Source organism: Micromonospora sp. AB353 (genome assembly GCF_049538395.1).
Lineage (GTDB): Bacteria > Actinomycetota > Actinomycetes > Mycobacteriales > Micromonosporaceae > Micromonospora > Micromonospora aurantiaca.
Window position 1 is genome coordinate 1 of record NZ_JBMVFV010000108.1, and the last position, 16662, is coordinate 16662.

14 protein-coding genes and 1 pseudogene are annotated in these 16662 nt (G+C 73.6%); 7 read left to right on the forward strand and 8 right to left on the reverse strand.

Going from position 1 to position 16662, the window contains the following annotated elements; all coding sequences use genetic code 11:
- Nucleotides 1-913 (reverse strand): hypothetical protein (locus tag ACPCK6_RS27165; protein WP_423482609.1); only part of this gene is annotated, 913 nt, incomplete at its 3' end.
- Nucleotides 914-1012: 99 nt separating this feature from the next.
- On the opposite strand from ACPCK6_RS27165, the gene cofD reads away from it, so the two are divergent.
- Together cofD and ACPCK6_RS27175 are read left to right on the forward strand one after the other, a co-directional pair.
- Nucleotides 1013-1960 (forward strand): 2-phospho-L-lactate transferase, encoded by a 948-nt coding sequence (gene cofD, locus ACPCK6_RS27170; protein WP_423482610.1) that lies wholly within the window; start codon nucleotides 1013-1015, stop codon nucleotides 1958-1960.
- Nucleotides 1957-3042 (forward strand): coenzyme F420-0:L-glutamate ligase, encoded by a 1086-nt coding sequence (locus ACPCK6_RS27175; protein WP_423482611.1) that lies wholly within the window; start codon nucleotides 1957-1959, stop codon nucleotides 3040-3042. Before cofD ends, ACPCK6_RS27175 begins: the two co-directional genes overlap by 4 nt.
- 15 nt (nucleotides 3043-3057) lie before the next feature.
- Here ACPCK6_RS27175 and ACPCK6_RS27180 read toward each other — a convergent pair whose 3' ends face one another.
- Both ACPCK6_RS27180 and ACPCK6_RS27185 read right to left on the reverse strand, forming a co-directional pair.
- Nucleotides 3058-4047 (reverse strand): ArsR/SmtB family transcription factor, encoded by a 990-nt coding sequence (locus ACPCK6_RS27180; protein WP_396879990.1) that lies wholly within the window; start codon nucleotides 4045-4047, stop codon nucleotides 3058-3060.
- Between the two features lie 242 nt (nucleotides 4048-4289).
- The gene (locus ACPCK6_RS27185; protein WP_396879989.1) at nucleotides 4290-5333 is read right to left on the reverse strand and encodes a hypothetical protein; all 1044 of its coding nucleotides are present in this window, start codon (nucleotides 5331-5333) and stop codon (nucleotides 4290-4292) included.
- A gap of 39 nt (nucleotides 5334-5372) precedes the next feature.
- Between ACPCK6_RS27185 and ACPCK6_RS27190 the strand changes: the two genes are divergently transcribed.
- On the forward strand, nucleotides 5373-5942 hold the full coding sequence (locus ACPCK6_RS27190; RefSeq protein WP_318332458.1) for an NUDIX hydrolase: 570 nt from the start codon (nucleotides 5373-5375) through the stop codon (nucleotides 5940-5942).
- Between the two features lie 49 nt (nucleotides 5943-5991).
- Here ACPCK6_RS27190 and ACPCK6_RS27195 read toward each other — a convergent pair whose 3' ends face one another.
- Together ACPCK6_RS27195 and ACPCK6_RS27200 are read right to left on the reverse strand one after the other, a co-directional pair.
- The gene (locus ACPCK6_RS27195) at nucleotides 5992-7083 is read right to left on the reverse strand and encodes a mannose-1-phosphate guanylyltransferase (protein ID WP_194798511.1); all 1092 of its coding nucleotides are present in this window, start codon (nucleotides 7081-7083) and stop codon (nucleotides 5992-5994) included.
- 64 nt (nucleotides 7084-7147) lie between these two features.
- Nucleotides 7148-8293, reverse strand: coding sequence for a glycosyltransferase family 4 protein (locus ACPCK6_RS27200; protein WP_194798512.1), 1146 nt, complete (start codon nucleotides 8291-8293; stop codon nucleotides 7148-7150).
- Between the two features lie 150 nt (nucleotides 8294-8443).
- Here ACPCK6_RS27200 and ACPCK6_RS27205 point away from each other — a divergent pair, with 150 nt between their 5' ends.
- Nucleotides 8444-9133, forward strand: coding sequence for a TIGR03089 family protein (locus ACPCK6_RS27205; RefSeq protein ID WP_423482612.1), 690 nt, complete (start codon nucleotides 8444-8446; stop codon nucleotides 9131-9133).
- Nucleotides 9134-9151: 18 nt separating this feature from the next.
- Here the strand turns inward: ACPCK6_RS27205 and ACPCK6_RS27210 are convergent, their stop codons facing one another.
- Nucleotides 9152-11143, reverse strand: coding sequence for an acetoacetate--CoA ligase (locus ACPCK6_RS27210; protein ID WP_423482613.1), 1992 nt, complete (start codon nucleotides 11141-11143; stop codon nucleotides 9152-9154).
- A gap of 315 nt (nucleotides 11144-11458) precedes the next feature.
- On the reverse strand, nucleotides 11459-11974 hold the full coding sequence (locus ACPCK6_RS27215) for an acyl-CoA thioesterase (protein ID WP_013284146.1): 516 nt from the start codon (nucleotides 11972-11974) through the stop codon (nucleotides 11459-11461).
- Nucleotides 11975-11997: 23 nt separating this feature from the next.
- Between ACPCK6_RS27215 and ACPCK6_RS27220 the strand changes: the two genes are divergently transcribed.
- Nucleotides 11998-12651, forward strand: coding sequence for a hypothetical protein (locus ACPCK6_RS27220; protein WP_318332454.1), 654 nt, complete (start codon nucleotides 11998-12000; stop codon nucleotides 12649-12651).
- A 49-nt stretch (nucleotides 12652-12700) separates the two neighbouring features.
- Here the strand turns inward: ACPCK6_RS27220 and ACPCK6_RS27225 are convergent, their stop codons facing one another.
- Nucleotides 12701-13864, reverse strand: a complete 1164-nt coding sequence (locus ACPCK6_RS27225) for an acyl-CoA dehydrogenase family protein (protein WP_396879984.1) — start codon at nucleotides 13862-13864, stop codon at nucleotides 12701-12703.
- Between the two features lie 247 nt (nucleotides 13865-14111).
- On the opposite strand from ACPCK6_RS27225, the gene ACPCK6_RS27230 reads away from it, so the two are divergent.
- Nucleotides 14112-15539 carry a UDP-glucose dehydrogenase family protein gene (locus ACPCK6_RS27230; RefSeq protein WP_013284143.1) on the forward strand — a complete coding sequence of 476 codons (1428 nt, stop codon included), beginning with the start codon at nucleotides 14112-14114 and terminating at the stop codon, nucleotides 15537-15539.
- A 161-nt stretch (nucleotides 15540-15700) separates the two neighbouring features.
- Nucleotides 15701-16662 (forward strand): annotated as a pseudogene (locus tag ACPCK6_RS27235) (SCO7613 C-terminal domain-containing membrane protein); the annotation flags it as partial.

Here is a 16662-nt window from a genome sequence, read left to right on the forward strand (position 1 = left end):
CGCGGTCGAACCGCTGGGTGCGCTCGTCGTCGGCGGCGGCCGACGGCGCGCCCGGCTCGGCGGACTGGCGCGGGATCGCCTGCGTCGGGTCGGCCGACGGCGGCTGGCCGAACGGCGGCGCGGACTGCGGCGAGCCGTACTGCGGCGCCTGCTGCGGACCGGCGTACGGGACGCCGGACTGCGGTTCGGCGGACGGCGGGCCGGACTGCGGCGCGTGCGGCGGGGCGGTGTTGAACGGCGGCGCCGACTGCGGCTGGCCGTACGGGCCGGGCTGCTGCGGCCAGCCGGGCGGCGGCGAGCCGGCCTGCGGGAAGCCCGGACCCGGCTGCTGCGGGTAGCCGCCCGGACCGGGGTAGCCGCCGGGCTGACCCGGCTGCTGCGGCCAGCCGGGCTGGGCCTGGCCGTACACGCCCGGCTGCGGCTTGGGCTTCGGCACGTAGTAGAGCGTGCGCCAGATCTTGAACACCACGAACGCGGCGACCCCGAAAATCGCCAGCCACGCCACGCGGGTGAGCAGACCGAGGAAGGCGTCCAGCACCTCACCGTCGGCGAGCCGGCCGACCAGCCAGATCAGGAACGTCAGCGCGCCGAACACCACGGACACGGCGTACTCGACGAGCGCCACCTGCGTGATCAGCTTGGCCTTCGGTACGACCGGGAGGATCGCGGAGGCGATCAGGACGGCGAGCAGCGGCAGAACCGTCGACTCCAGGCCGACGAAGGTGAAATACGTGCTCCCGGCCCGGCCGCTGGCCGTGCTGTAGTCGTCGATCGGCAGCAGGCGCACCAGGCCGACGAAGAGAAGCACGGCGTTGGCGCCGAGAAGGACGAACGCTGCGAGTTCGCGCAACGGCTTGATCAACTGGCTGGCCTGCGCGGCGTCGCCGGACGCGGGCTCGGCGGGGCTGGTCACGGACTCCCCCAGGGGACGAAAGCGGACAGTTGCCGAAGTGAGCGTAGTCTCTCCGGCCACCGGACGATCGATGGCGGCGCGTGCGGAAGGATGGACGCCATGCGCATCGTGGTACTGACCGGCGGCATCGGGGGCGCCCGCTTCCTGCTCGGCGTGCGGGCGTACGCCCGCGAGGTGGGCGCCGAGGTGACCGCCGTGGTGAACGTCGGCGACGATCTGCTGCTGCACGGGCTGAAGGTCTGCCCCGACCTGGACAGCGTGCTCTACACGCTCGGCGGCGGCGCCGACCCGGAGCGCGGCTGGGGCCGGGCGGGCGAGACCTGGACGGTGAAGAACGAGCTGGCCGCGTACGGCGCGGAGCCGAGCTGGTTCGGCCTCGGCGACAAGGACGTCGCCACCCACCTGGTGCGCACCCAGATGATCAACGCCGGCTACCCGCTGTCCCAGGTGACCGAGGCGCTGGCGGCCCGCTGGCAACCGGGCGTGCGGCTGCTGCCCGCCACCGACGACCGCCTGGAGACGCACGCCGTCGTCACCGACGAGCAGGGCCGGCGGGCGATCCACTTCCAGGAGTGGTGGGTTCGCCATCGCGCAGGCGTACCCACCGACCGGTTCGTCTTCGTCGGTGCCGACGCGGCGAAGCCCGCGCCCGGCGTGGTCGAGGCGATCGCCGCCGCGGACGTGGTGCTGATCGCGCCGAGCAACCCGGTGGTGAGCATCGCCCCGGTGCTGGCGGTGCCCGGCCTGCGCGACGCGGTGACCGGCGGATCGACCCCGGTGATCGGGGTGTCGCCGATCATCGGCGGCGCACCGGTACGCGGGATGGCCGACCGCTGCCTCGAGGTGCTCGGCGTGGAGTGCAGCGCGGCCGGTGTGGGCGGTCTCTACGGCGCCCGGCCGGCGGGCGGCCTGCTCGACGGCTGGCTGGTCGCGCCGGAGGACGAGGGCACAGTGGTCCCGGACGTGACCGTCCGCGCGGCGCCGCTGCGGATGACCGACGAGGCGGCGACCGCCGCGATGGTGCGCGCCGCGCTGGAGTTGATGTGAGGCTGGAGATCCTGCCGGTGCAGGGCATCGGCGACGTGACCGAGGGCGACGACCTGGCGGCGCTGATCACCGGCGCGGCGCCCTGGCTGCGCGACCACGACGTCCTGGTGGTCACCAGCAAGATCGTGTCGAAGGCGGAGGGCCGGCTGGTCGACGTGCCGGCCGACGGCCCGGAACGGCTCGCCGAGCGGGACCGCATCCTGGCCGGGGAGACGGCACGGGTGGTGGCGACCCGCGGCGCGACCCGGATCGTGCAGACCCACCACGGGTTCGTGATGGCCTCCGCCGGCATCGACGCCTCGAACGTGGACAAGACCCGGCTGGTGCTGCTGCCCGTCGACCCGGACGCGTCCGCCCGGGCGCTGCGCGCCGCGCTGCGCGACGGGTACGGCCTCGACGTGGCGGTGATCGTCAGCGACACGATGGGCCGGCCGTGGCGCAACGGGCTCACCGACGTGGCGCTCGGGGTCGCCGGCATGCCGGCGATCCGCGACCATCGGGGCGAGGTCGACCCGTACGGCAACGAGCTGTTCGTCACCCAGATGGCGGTGGTCGACGAGCTGGCAGCGGCCGGTGAGCTGATCAAGGGCAAGTGCGACCAGGTGCCGGTCGCCGTGGTGCGGGGTTACCTCGCCGCGACCCGGGACGACGACGAGGGAGCCCGCACGCTGGTGCGCGACGCCTCGATGGACCTGTTCTCGCTCGGCACGGCCGAGGCGCGCGCCGCCGGTCTGCGGGCGGCGGCGACGCTCGCGGACCGGATCGGCCCCGAGCCCGCCGACGCGGACGCGGTGCGGCGGTCGATCGGCGCGGTGGCCGACGTGGTCGCGCCGGGCACCGTCTTCACCCACGTCACCGACGACGAGGTACGCGAGGGACTGGCCGCGACAGTGCCCGGCTGGCCCGCCTCGGCGACCGGCCTGCTGCTCGGCGCGGCGCCCACCCCGGTCGACCGGGCGGACCTGGTCCGGTTCGGCGCGGACCTGCAACGCCTGCGCGCCGCGCTGGCCGCGGAGGGGATCGGCTCGGCGTTGCTCCCGCCCCCGTCCGGCAGTGCCGCGAGCGCCACGCTGGCGCTCTGACTCCGGCGGGCGTGCTCAGGCGTCGAGGACGGCCCGGCCCAGCGGGGTGAGCGTGTGCAGGACGGTGTTGCGGTCACGCTGGCTGACCAGCAGTCCCGCGTTGCGCAGCACTGTGGTGTGCTGGCTGGCCGCGGCGGCGGAGATGCGCAGCCGGCGGGCCATCTCGCCGGTGGTGCAGCCCTCGTCGGCGGCCTGGAGCACCCGGGAGCGGGTACGGCCGAGCAGGGCGGCGAGCGCCTCGCCCTGCGGTGACGCGGCGGCACCGGACGCGGGCGTCAGGCCGGCGAGCCGGTCGACCGGGTAGACCAGCACCGGCGGCAGCGTCGGGTCGACGAGCGCCACGGGCGTACGCGAGCAGAAGAACGACGGCACGAGCAGCAGCCCCCGGCCGTCCAGGTGCAGTTCCCGGGTGTCCGGATAGTCGAGCACCTCCAGCACGCCCGAGATCCAGCGCATGTTCGGCCGCAGGCTGGCCAGCAGCCCTTCGGCGCCGCCGTCGAGCATGGCGCGCGCACGCCGGGCCCGGTCCGCCTCGACCGCCGCCTGCACCCGGGCCCAGTAGGGCGTGACCGCCAGCGACTGGTAGCGGGCCATGGCGTCGGTGAGGTGGTGCAGCGTCTCCGGTTCGCCGCGGGCGAGCGCGCTGGCCGACGACGGGAGCGTTGTCTCCCCGGCCAGCCGCGTGAGGTCGCGGCGCAGCATGTCCACAGGGGTGCCCCGGACCGCGTCCAGTCCGGCCTCGATGCCCTCCCGGCTGGCGGACGGGGTGAGGAAGTCGGGGAAGTAGCCGCGCGGCGGGTTGAGCGCGAGCAAAAGACGGTACTGCTCGGCGTCGGTGTCGGTCCGCAGTCCGTGCGCCACGGTGCGCCGCCACGTGGTCATCATCGGGTCCCGGCTGCGCCCCTGGAGCAGGTGCAGGCTGAGGACCAGCTCCCAGAGCGGGTCCGCGGCCGGGGCGACCCGGGTCCGCAGGACGTCCTCGCCCGAGAAAATGATCTTCAACATGGATTGCTCCCGTGCGGACGGCGGGGGTGCCCGCCACACTTCGCACTGTACCCGCCGGTACTAATCTCCATCTTTAAGCGTCAGGTGAAAAACCTCGACGGTGGGCGGCCGGGTTCGGCAAACTCTCTGTTGCCTGCCGACGCCGGGGCGCAACATCGACCCGGACGCCGGCTGACGGGCGTGGCCGGGTGGCACCACGAGGGTCTGCGACCTCAGTCGCAGGGGTGCCGCCCGGCCCTCGCTCATCCGATCCAGAGCGCCACCCGGTGGTCCTCGTCGGTGACGTAGTAGCAGCGTCCCGCCAGCTCGGCCAGCCCCTCCACATGGTGGAACGGCGCCAGCTCCGCGACCACCTCCCCCGCCACCAGGGCGTCCCCGCCCGCGTCGTGCCGGAACCGCACGTGCCGGGAGGTCACCTCACCGCCGTGCGGGTGGTCGTCCAGCAGCACCGAACCCTTGCCCAGCGCGTCGATCGACCCGGTCACCGCCGCGTAACCGCCGTCGCCGGTCGGCGTGATCGCGCGGAAACCGGCGAGCGCGCCGGGCGGCGTCACCCCGGTCAGCGCGTACGCCCCGAGCGCCCGCAGGTCACCCGAGTGCTGCGGGTCGTCGAACATCTCCGGTACGCCGGCCAGCTCGACGTAGACCGGCTCCCCCGCGGCGGTCACCGGAAACCGCAGGCCCAGCAGCGCCGTACCGGCCGGGGTGAACGCCGCCGCCTCCACGTTGACCGGCAGGTCGTCGGCGGCCAGCCGGGTCACCCAGCTCTTGGCGCGGGCGGTGCCCCGGGCCAGCGTCTCCACGATGAACCGCTCCCGGACCCGGTCACCGGCCGGCAGCAGCGTCAGCGGGGCGGCGGCGAGCGCGTCGTTCACCGCCCGGTGCAGCCGGAAGCGGTTGCGCACCACGTGCACCGGCAGCGGCCCGGCGACCGCGTCGTCCTCCCGGAACCGGGCCACGAACGCGCGCCGGGGCCGCAGCGGGCCGCGCTTGGACCCGAAGTGCGAGCCGAAGACGTACACCCAGCCGTCGTGATGGGCCAGCGCCTCGCCGTCCTCGGTGCGGCCGTTCTCCGGGCCCGCGTCGGCAGCCACGTGGTGCGCCTCCCAGTGGCCGTCGTCGCGTTCCAGCAGCAGCGCCAGGCACTGCTCGACCGGCCCCTCGTCCAGCACGGTCCAGAAGCCGCGGCGCGCGCCGTGCGCCCGCAGCAGCGCGGCCGACCGCACCGGCAGGAGGTCGCTTGCCTCGTTGCCGGCCACCAGGAACTCGACGAGTCGCAGGGTCACCGCGCCAGGGTACGGAGGCGGCGCTCGTAGAGTGTCCGGGTGCCCGACCTCACCTCGTACACCGAACTGCACGCCGACGCCGTCGCGACGCTGAGCCGCTGGACGGCGACCAGCCCCGCCGCCGGCGCGGCCCGGGACCGCACGCTGGCGCTGCTGGCCGACGGGCCGGTCGCGATGAGCCGGACGCACCGGGCCGGGCACGTCACGGCGAGCGCGCTGGTGCTCGACCCGGACGGCCGGGTGCTGCTCTGCCTGCACGGCAAGATCCGCAGGTGGATGCAGCTCGGCGGGCACTGCGAGCCCGGCGACCGGACGCTCGTGGCCGCCGCGCTGCGCGAGGCCACCGAGGAGTCCGGCATCACCGGCCTGACCGTCGAGCCGGAGCCGATCGACGTGGACATCCACGAGGTCACCTGCCAGGGCGGGTCGTTCCACTACGACGTCCGGTACGCCGCCCTGGCCCCGGCGGGCGCGGTCGAGCGGGTCAGCGCGGAGTCCGAGGCGCTCGGCTGGTTCCCGCCGGACCGGCTGCCCGAGCCGCTCGCCCACGCCACCGCCCAGCTCGTGCCGCCGGCGCTCGCGGTGCTGGCCCGCCACGCCGGCGGCTGAGCGGCGGTACCGCGCCGCGCCGCCGGACGCGTCCCGGCCGCCCGACGGATCAGACCAGGCCCTCCTCGCCGCGTTCCTTCAGCTCGTCCACGATCTTCTTCACGTCCTGCGCGCGGTCGCGCGGGCACACCAGCAGCGCGTCCGGGGTGTCCACGACGATCAGGTCGTGCACCCCGACGGTCGCCACCAGCCGGCCGGAGTGCGGCACCACCACGGTGCCCGTGGTGTCGTGCAGCAGCACGCCCGGCTTCGCGTCCCCGCCCAGCACCACGTTGCCGGCGCCGTCGGCGGGCAGCACCTCGCCGAGCGTGTGGAAGTCGCCCACGTCGTTCCAGCCGAAGTCGCCGGGCACCGTGCCCACCCGGCCCGCAGTCGCCGCGCCCTCCATCACCGCGTAGTCGACCGAGATCTTCGGCAGCGTCGGCCAGATCCGGCCGAGCACGTCGTCCTGCTCCGGGGTGCCCCAGGCCGCCGCGATGGCGGTGATCCCGGCGTGCAGCTCCGGCTGCTGGCGGGCCAGCTCGGACAGGAAGACGTCCACCCGCCAGACGAACATGCTGGCGTTCCAGAGGTGCCGCCCGGAACGGACGTACACCTCGGCCACCTCGGCGGCCGGCTTCTCCTTGAACTCGCGTACCGGGCGCAGCGTGCCGTCGCCCACCGGCTCGCCGGTCTCCAGGTAGCCGTAGCCGGTCTCCGGACGCGTCGGGGTGATGCCCACAGTCATCAGCAGCCCCTGCTCCGCGCCCCGGATGGCCTGCCGTACCACCTCGGCCAGCCGGGCCGGGTCGCCGATCAGGTGGTCGGCGGCGAACGAACCCATCACCGCGTCCGGGGTCCGGGTGGCGATCACCGCGGCGGCCAGCGCGATCGCGGCACACGAGTCGCGCGGCGACGGCTCGACCAGGATGTTCTCCTCCGGCAGGCCAGCCAGTTGCCGAGCCACCGCCGCGGCGTGCGCGGCACCGGTGACCACGAGCGTGCGCTCCGGAGTGGTCAGCGGCGACAACCGGTCGACAGTGGCCTGCAACAGCGAGGCGGCGGTGCCGGTCAGCGGGTGGAGGAATTTGGGATGGCCGGCACGGGACAACGGCCACAACCTCGTGCCGCTGCCGCCCGCCGGGATGACGGCGTAGAACATCAGCACATCATGCCCGAAGCGGGCGAGCCGTCACGGTCGGTCGCCCGGGACCGGCAGCCGGCGCTCAGGACCGGGCCCGTCGCCACGCCGCGATGTGGACCTCCGCGCTGGACTCCCAGGTGAACTCCTTGGCCCTGTCGAAACCGGCCTTGGCCAGGGACAGCCGCCGCTGCTCGTCGTCCAGCAGGGCGGCCAGGTCGGTGGCGATCTGGTCCGGGTCCTCGCTGGTGTAGGCCACCGCGTCGCCGCCCACCTCGGGCAGGGACAGGCGCGGCGTGGTGAGCACCGGGGCGGCGCACGCCATCGCCTCCAGGATCGGCAGGCCGAAACCCTCGCCGTACGAGGGGTAGGCCGCCACCAGCGCGCCGCCGAGGAAGCCGGGCAGGTCGGCGTAGCGCAGGTAACCCGGGCGCAGCAGCCGCAGATGCGACGGGACCTCGGCCACCGCGCGGTCGATGTCGTCGTCGTGGCCCTGGCCGCCGGCCACCACCAGCGCGGGCGGGTTCGGCCGGTCGGCCACCGCCCGGGCCCAGCCGCGGATCAGGTTGGGTACGTTCTTGCGCGGCTCCTTGGCCCCGAGGAACGCGATGTAGCTGCTGTCGCCGAGGCCCAGGCGGGCCCGGACACGTGCCTTCTCCTCGTCACCGGGCGCGTGGAACGCGTCCTGGTCGACGCCGTGGTAGGCGACGTCGATCCGGGTCGGGTCGGCGTCCAGCAGCCGGATCAGCTCGTCGCGGGTCGCCTTGCTCGGCACGATCACCCGGCCGGCCCGGCGCAGCGACGTCTTGATCGCGCTGCGGAAGAACGTCCGGCGCGACTTGTCGTAGTGCTCCGGCTCGGTGAAGAACGTCGCGTCGTGCACGGTGACAGTCACCGGGCAGCCGGCGCGCAGCGGGCAGGTGTAGAAGGGCGAGTGCAGCACCTCGGCGCCGACCTGCTGGGCCAGCAGCGGCAGGCCGGTCTGCTCCCAGGCCAGCCGCGCCGGCCGGTGCGCGACCGCCGCCGGGGCGGGGATCACCTCCGCGCCGGGCAGCATCCGGGTGTAGCGCTCCAGGTCGGTACGGAGGCTGACCACGGCCAGGTCGACGCTGGTGCCGCAGACCCGGCCCAGCGCGCCGAGCAGTCCGTCGACGTATCTACCGACGCCGCCACGGTCGGCGGGGACACTCGTGGCGTCGATGAGAACGCGGGGCGGGCGACCGGCGGTCACGGGGCGACTCCTCAGGTGGCGCAGTTGTGGGGAAGAACACTCTCGGCAAGCCTACGCCGGGCCCGGCGGAAGGCGCTGACCGCGACCCGACGGTACGCCGACTTGTCGTTGTCATCGAGTACGCACGCGGGGCGCGTATCGTTCGCGCCGATGGCCGACAACATTGCCCGGGTGTTCGCCGACGCGATCGCGACCGACCCCACCCGACCGCTGCTGACCTGGTACGACGACGCCACCGGCGAGCGCACCGAACTCTCCGGGGCGACGCTCGCGAACTGGGTGGCGAAGACCGCGAACCTGCTCACCGACGAGGTGGGCGCCGCGCCCGGCGACACGGCCGGGATGCTGCTGCCGCCGCACTGGCAGACCGCCGCGGTGCTGCTCGGCTGCTGGTCGGCGAAGCTGACGGTGGCCGGCACGCCGGGGCCGGTGGAGGCGCTGTTCGTCGCAGTCGACCGGGTCGACGAGGCGGCCGGGTGGCCGGCCGGCGAGCGGTACGCGCTGGCGCTCGACCCGTTCGCGCTGCCGATGCGGCAGGTGCCGGCGGGCTGCACCGACTTCGTCGCGGCGGTACGCGGGCACGGCGACCACTTCACGCCGTACCCGGCCGCCGGGGACGGGGACGCGGCGCTGCTGGCCCGCGCGGCGGCCCGCGCCACCGAGCTGGGCCTGACCCAGGGCGACCGCCTCCTGGTCGACGTGACAGTCCACCCCGACCCGGTCGACTGGCTGCTCACCCCGCTCACGGCAGGCGCCAGCGTGGTGGCGTGCGCCCACCCCGACCCGACCCGCCTGGCTTCCCGCGCCGAAACCGAGAAGACCACCCACACCCTTCCCTGACCCCCGCCCTCCCCGGGATCAGCTAGGGGAGACGGGGCTGTCGGTGGTGGCCCGGCGCTGGGCCAGGGCGGCGAACGCCGTCAGGGACTCGGGGTTGGCCAGGGCGCCCTTGGCCGCAGCGCTGTCCACCGGCGTACCCGTCAGGATCTTCTTGACCGGCACCTCCAGCTTCTTCGCGCTCAGCGTGCGGGGCACGGCCCGGACCTGGTGGATCTCGTCCGGCACGTGCCGCGGCGACAGCGCCGTACGCAGCTCCCGGCAGATCTTCTTCCGCATGTCGTCATCGAGTTCCAGGCCCTCGGCGAGCACCACGAACAGCAGCAGCTCACCCGCGCCGCCCTCGTCGTCCTCCAGGTGCACGACCACCGAGTCGACCACCTCGTCCAGCCCCTCGACCACCGAGTAGAACTCGGCCGTCCCGAGGCGTACGCCGCCCCGGTTGAGCGTGGCGTCGGACCGGCCGGTGATCACGCACCCGCCGCGCTCGTTCACCGTGATCCAGTCGCCGTGCCGCCACACCCCGGGATAGACCTCGAAGTACGCCTCCCGGTAGCGCGCGCCGTCCGGGTCGTTCCAGAACCCGACCGGCATGCTCGGCATCGGCTCGGTGATCACCAGCTCGCCGAGCTGCCCGATCACCGCGCTGCCGTCGGCCGAGCGGGCCTCCACCTTCGCGCCCAGCGCCCGGCAGGCGATCTCCCCCGCGTACACCGGCAGCAGCGGCACGCCGCCGACGAACCCGGTGCACACGTCCGTGCCGCCGGACAGCGACTGGAGCTGGAGGCGGTCGCTCACGTTCTCGTACACCCAGGTGAAGCCCTCGGCCGGCAGCGGCGCGCCGGTCGAACCGAGGCCGCGCACCGCGGACATGTCGGCGACCTCGCGCGGCACCAGCCCGGCCTTGCGGCAGGCCAGCAGGAACGGCGCGGACGTGCCGAAGTACGTGGTGCCGGTGTCGGCGGCCAGCCGCCACAGCGCGCCCAGGTCGGGGTGGCCCGGGTTGCCGTCGAACAATACGATCGCCGCGCCCACCGCCGGGCCGGAGACCAGGAAGTTCCACATCATCCAGCCGGTCGTGGTGAACCACAGGAACCGGTCGGACGGGCCCAGGTCGTGGTGCAGCGCCAGCATCTTGAGGTGTTCCAGCAGGATGCCGCCGTGGCCGTGCACGATCGGCTTGGGCAGGCCGGTGGTGCCGGAGGAGTAGAGCACGTAGAGCGGGTGGTCGAACGCCACCGGCGTGAACGTCAACGGCTCGTCCGTTGGCGCCGCCAGCTCCGCCCACGGCAGCGCGCCGTCGGGGACCGGGCCATCCGGATCGAGGTACGCGACGGCGACCGTGTGCCGCAGCGACGGCAGCGCGGCCCGGATGGCAGCCACCTCGGCGCGCCTGTCGACCGGCTTGTCGCCGTACCGGTAGCCGTCGACGGCGACCAGCACCGTGGGCTCGATCTGCTGCCAGCGGTCGGTGACGCTGCGGGTACCGAACTCGGGCGCGCAGGACGAGAAGATCGCGCCGAGGCTGGCGGTGGCGAGCAGCAGGACGTACGTCTCCGGGATGTTCGGCGCGTACGCGGCCACCCGGTCCCCCGGTCCCACGCCGAGGCGGCGCAGCCCGGCCGCCACCCGGCGGACCCGCTCGCGCAGCTCGGCGGCGGTGAGCGTCTCCGGCGCGCGGGTCTGACCGTGCGCGATCACCGCCGGGTCGTCGTCACCCAGACCCGGCATGCGCAGCACGTTCTCGGCGTAGTTGAGCGTCGCGCCGGGGAACCAGCGGGTGCCCGGCATGGCCCGGTCGGTGAGGGTGGCGGTCGGCGGGGTGTGCGCGACCACGTCGAAGTAGTCCCAGATCGAGCGCCAGAACGCCTCCAGGTCCGTCACCGACCACTGCCACAACGCGTCGTAGTCGGCGAACTCCAGCCCGCGGTGCTCGGCCAGCCAGCGCAGGTAGTCACCGATCCGGGACCGCTCCCGCACGTCCGCCGGCGGCGTCCACAGCACGTCAGCCACTGTTCCACCCTCCCCTGGGCCCGCCACGACGGTGTGCCGGAGCCGTGGCGCCATCTTGCCCTACCTCGTGCCGCCATTGTCCGCGCCGGGTACGCCGTACGGGGCGTGCCCCGCCCACACCCCGAACCCCCACCCCATGTGGCCCGCGTGCAAGGAAGGGCCCCTATTAACGCCTCGTGTATGGGAAGGGCCCCTTGTTAACACCTCGCCCTCCGCGGGTGTCCGGGCGCCGGCGGAGGCGGCGCGTGTCGGCGGGGTGTTAATAGGGGTCCCCTCCTCTACCGGAGGCGTTAACAAGGGGCCCTTCCTTACACCTCAGCCGGCGCGGTGGGCCTGGATCGCGCGGCGGCGGGCCAGCCGGTGCGCGCGCCGGATCTCGGCCTCCCGGAAGCGGCGCTCGTCCTCCGGCGTCTCGGGCAGCACCGGGCGGACCGGCCGGGGCGTGCCACCCACGTCGACGCCCACGAACACCAGGTACGCGGTGGCGACCCGGACCGGCTCCTCCTCGGCCGAGTCCCAGCGTTCGGCGACCACCTTCACCCCGACCTCCATCGAGGTCTGGCCGGTCCAGTTGATCTGCGCGTGGGCGTGCACGAGATCGCCCACCCGGACCGGCTCGGAGAAGACGATCTCGTCGATGGACGCGGTCACCGCGGTGCCGCCGCTGTGCCGCGCCGCCGCCGCGCCGGCAACGTCGTCAACGAATTTCATCAGTACCCCACCGTGCACGGTCCCGTACAGATTGACATCGACCGCGGTCATGATGCGACTGAGCGTGACGCGGGAGTACGAGGTCGGCTTACCCGGCGGGACCGCGGGATGATCTGTCATGCCGAAAACGGTACGGTGCGCGGATGCGACATCTCTGGAGCTTCCTCGCCGGGTTGGCGGTGGCGCCCGTCACCTGGGTGCTCGTCACGCTCGGTCAGGACGGATCTGAGCGGACCGTCGACCGCTGGGTGGAGATCGGGACGTACAGCACGCCGAACCTGATCGAGCCGGCCGTCTATCTGGGCGTCGCCGGCATCCTGCTCGGCCTGCTCGGCACGTTGCGCTTCTCGCCGTTCGGCCCGCTGGCGGCCGGCCTGCTGCTCGCGGTCCCGTACCTCGGGCTGTTCGTCGCGCCGTTCAGCGTGCGGGACCGGGTGCCGGACGACCTGAAGCTGCTCGGTGACCCGCTGCCGCTGCGCGATCCGTTGGACAACGGCACGCTGTTCCTCATCGGCGTGCTGCTGCTGATGGCCGTGTTCAGCACCAGCCGCTGGCGGCGTCCCGCCACTCCCGCGACGGCCGAGGCGGAGCTGACCCCGGCCGTCACACCGGTGGAGCACAAGCCGGCGCTCACCGACTGGCCGCCGGCGCCGGCGAAGGACCCGGACACGCCGCCGCTCACGCTGGCGTACCCGGAGACCCCCACCGAACCGCTGCCCCGCCGCACCGGCGGCGAGTCGCCGTGGTCCGCGCCCCCGCGCGGGGCGGGCCGGCCGGAGGGCACCGAGAGCCGTTGAACGCGTGCGGGCGGGCCGGTACGTGACCGGCCCGCCCGAACGTCGTTCGTCAGCCCTTGAGCAGCTGACGCGCCATGACGATGCGCTGCACCTGGTTGGTGCCCTCGTAGATCTGGGTGATCTTGGCGTCCCGCATCATCCGCTCGACCGGGTAGTCACGGGTGTAGCCGTAGCCGCCGAGCAGCTGGACCGCGTCGGTGGTGATCTCCATGGCGGCGTCGGACGCGAAGCACTTGGCGGCCGCGCCGAAGTAGGTCAGGTCCGCGTCGCCGCGCTCGGACTTGCCGGCGGCGGCGTACGTGAGCTGCCGCGCCGCCTCCAGCTTCATGCCCATGTCGGCGAGCATGAACTGGATGCCCTGGAAGTCGGCTACCGCCTTGCCGAACTGCTTGCGCTCCTGGACGTAGCCCTTGGCGTAGTCCAGCGCGCCCTGGGCGATGCCGATCGCCTGGGCGGCGATGGTGACCCGGGTGTGGTCCAGCGTCTTCATGGCGGTGGCGAAGCCGGTGCCCTCGGCGCCGATCATGCGGTCGGCGGGGATCCGGACGTTGTCGAAGTAGACCTCGCGGGTGGGCGAGCCCTTGATGCCGAGCTTCTTCTCCGGGGCGCCGAAGCTGACGCCCGGGTCGGACTTCTCCACCACGAACGCGGAGATGCCGCGGGACCGGGCTGTGGGATCGGTCACGGCGAACACGGTGTAGTACTCGGACACGCCCGCGTTGGTGATCCACCGCTTCACGCCGTTGAGTACCCAGTGGTCTCCGTCACGTACCGCCTTGGTCGTCATGGAGGCGGCGTCGCTGCCCGCCTCGGGCTCGGAGAGGCAGTAGGAGAACATGCCCTCCCCGGCCGCGACCGGGGTGAGGTACGTGCGCTTCAGCTCCTCGGAGCCGGCCAGCAGCAGCGGCATGGTGCCCAGCTTGTTCACCGCCGGGATCAGCGAGGACGACGCGCAGGCCCGGGCCACCTCTTCGATCACGATGGCCGTGGCCAGGGCATCCGCGCCGGCGCCGCCGTACTCGACCGGGATGTGCGGGGCGTGGAAGTCGGCGGCGCGCAGGGCCTCGTACGACGCCTTGGGGAACTCACCTGTCTCATCGGCCTCGGCGGCGTGCGGAGCCACCTTGGCCGCACAGACCTCACGGACCGCCTCCCGGATCGCCTCGTGCTCCTCCGGCAACCGGTAGACGTCGAACGACTGCTCTGCGGCCATGTCGGCCCTCCCCTTTCACCGCTATCATGCGCAGTCTGTGCCGCCCGGGGGCCGACGACTGCCGCAAACTGAAGGATAGCCACCGGCCCCGGCCGAACCTTACCGGCGGGTAGGCTCGCGCCCGAGCCTCGCCCGCCCGACCCCATTACCCTCACAGCAGACATCCAGTTCCCTCGGTGCCCGGCCTCGGCGCCCCAGCAGAATGCGACGCGTGGAAGCGCCGCCAGTGCGAGCGGAGAAGACAGGCGTGACGATTCCGTACCCGAACACCCAGCCGATGCCCGCCATCGCCGCGGTGACCCCGCCGTCCGGCGCCGCCCGCCCCCGGGTGACGTTCCTCGGCACCGGCTACCTCGGTGCGACCTACGCCATCTGCTATGCGGAGCTGGGCTACGAGGTGCTCGGCTTCGACGTGGACGCCGACAAGATCGCCAAGCTGAACGCCGGCGAGGTGCCGATCCACGAGCCGGGCCTCGACGAGCTGCTGCGGCGCAACCTCGCCGCCGGCCGACTGCGGTTCAGCACCGACATCCAGGAGACCGCCGACTTCGGCGACGTCCACTTCATCTGCGTCGGCACCCCGCAGCGGGCCGACGGGATGGGCGCCGACCTGTCGTACGTCGAGGCGTCGGTGACCAGCCTCGCCCAGCACCTGACCCGCAAGGCGCTGATCGTCGGCAAGTCCACCGTGCCGGTGGGCACCGCCGAGTGGGTGGAGCAGCTCGTCGGCAAGCACACCCCGGCCGACCTCGGCGTCGAGGTGGCGTGGAGCCCCGAGTTCCTCCAGGAGGGCTTCGCCGTCGACGACGTACTGCGTCCGAACCGGATCGTGGTCGGCGTCAAGAGCGAGTGGGCCAACGGCATGCTGTTCGCCGCCCACAAGGGCGTCTTCGACCTGGCCGCCACCGAGGACCGCGAGGTGCCGCTGGTGGTCACCGACTTCGCGACCGCCGAGCTGGTCAAGGTCGCCGCGAACGCGTTCCTCGCCACCAAGATCTCCTTCATCAACGCGATGGCCGAGGTCTGCGAGGCGGCCGGCGGCGACGTCACCCAGCTCGCCCGCTCGATCGGCTACGACCCGCGCATCGGCAACCGCTTCCTCCAGGCCGGGCTCGGCTTCGGCGGCGCCTGCCTGCCCAAGGACATCCGCGCCTTCCAGGCCCGCGCGCAGGAGCTGGGCGCCGGTGAGGCGTTGCGCTTCCTGCACGAGGTCGACCTGATCAACCAGCGCCGCCGCAGCCGCGTCGTGCAGCTCGCCGCCGAGCTGCTCGGCCGCCGCTCCGGGCCGGCCGGCCCGGACCTGTCCGGCACGCGGGTCGCGGTGCTCGGCGCCACGTTCAAACCCAACACCGATGACGTACGCGACGCGCCGGCGCTCGCGGTCGCCTCGCTGCTCGGCAAGGCCGGCGCCGACGTGCACGTGTTCGACCCGCAGGGGGTCGAGAACGCGCGCCGGGCGGTGCCCGAGCTGACGTACGAGGAGACGATGAACGACGCCGTCCGCGGCGCCGACCTGGTCTGCGTGCTCACCGAGTGGGCCGAGTTCCGCAACGCCGACCCGGTCGCCCTGGGCGAGCTGGCGAACGGCCGCAAGGTGGTCGACGGGCGCAACTGCCTCGACTCCACACTGTGGACGCAGGCCGGCTGGGAGTACCGCGGCATGGGCCGCCCCTGATCCGCTGAGCGCGCGGACCGGCCGCCGGGGAACGTCTCCCGGCGGCCGGTCCGTTTTTGTTGTCCGGAACGCGGCGGCAACTGTCGAAATCCCGGCCCACTCAAGGCATGCTGCCTCTGGGAGGTCCACAGTGCGGGGGCACGGGCGGACGGGAGACTGTCGTGGAGAGCTTCAGGTGCGCCTCGTGCGGGCAGGACATCAAGCCCGCCGTCGTCTGCCCGCACTGCGGCGCGCACCAGCCGCAGTGGGCCGAGCACCTGGCCGACATCGAGCGCTCGATCGCCGAGATGAAGGCCCGCGACGCGGAGATCGCCCGGGAACAGCGGCAGATCGCCGCCAAGATGCAGGCCGCCCTCTTCCAGCGGGACATCCTGGCGCACGCCGGTGAGGAACGGATCCGGCAGGCCACCCGGCCGCGCCGGGTGCTGCGCCGCCGGCCCGGCCGCCGCCCGCCCACCGCGGCCACCGGCGCCCCGCCCCGGGTGCCCCGCCAGGGCACCCCGCCGCCCGGGCCGCCGGAGGATCTGCCCCCGCCGCCGCCGCGCGGTCGCCCGCGCTGGCTCGACGCGGACGACCCGGAGCACCCGCCCGAGGCGTCCTCGCGGGAGGTGCAGAACATCCCGCTCGGGCTGGGCGCGCTCCTGCTCGGCGTCGCCGCGGTGGTCTTCGCCGCGGTCGCCACCAGTTCGATGGACGCGCTGGCCCGCCTCGGCGTGCTGCTGGTGGCGACGGCGCTGATGCTGCTGGCCCCGCCGGTCCTGGCCCGGCGCGGGCTCACCTCCACCGCCGAGACCATCGCCGCGGTCGGGTTGCTGCTGGTGCCGCTGGCCGGGTACGCGTTGTGGGCCGTCGACCGGATCGGCGGCGACGGATCAGGTGCCGCGTTCGCCGGGACGATCTTCCTGGTCACCACGCTCGTCGCGCTCGGGTACGCGTACGGGACGGGTCTGCGTGCGCCACGCTTCGCCACGGTGCTGGCCGCCCAGCCGGTGCTGCCGCTGCTGGCGTACGAGCGGATCACCGGACCGGTCGGCTGGGCGCTGGTGCTCACAGTGGTGGCGGTGGTCGACCTGGCGCTGGCCCGCTCGGCGGTGGTCCGCGAGCGGCCGGTCCGGCGTGATCT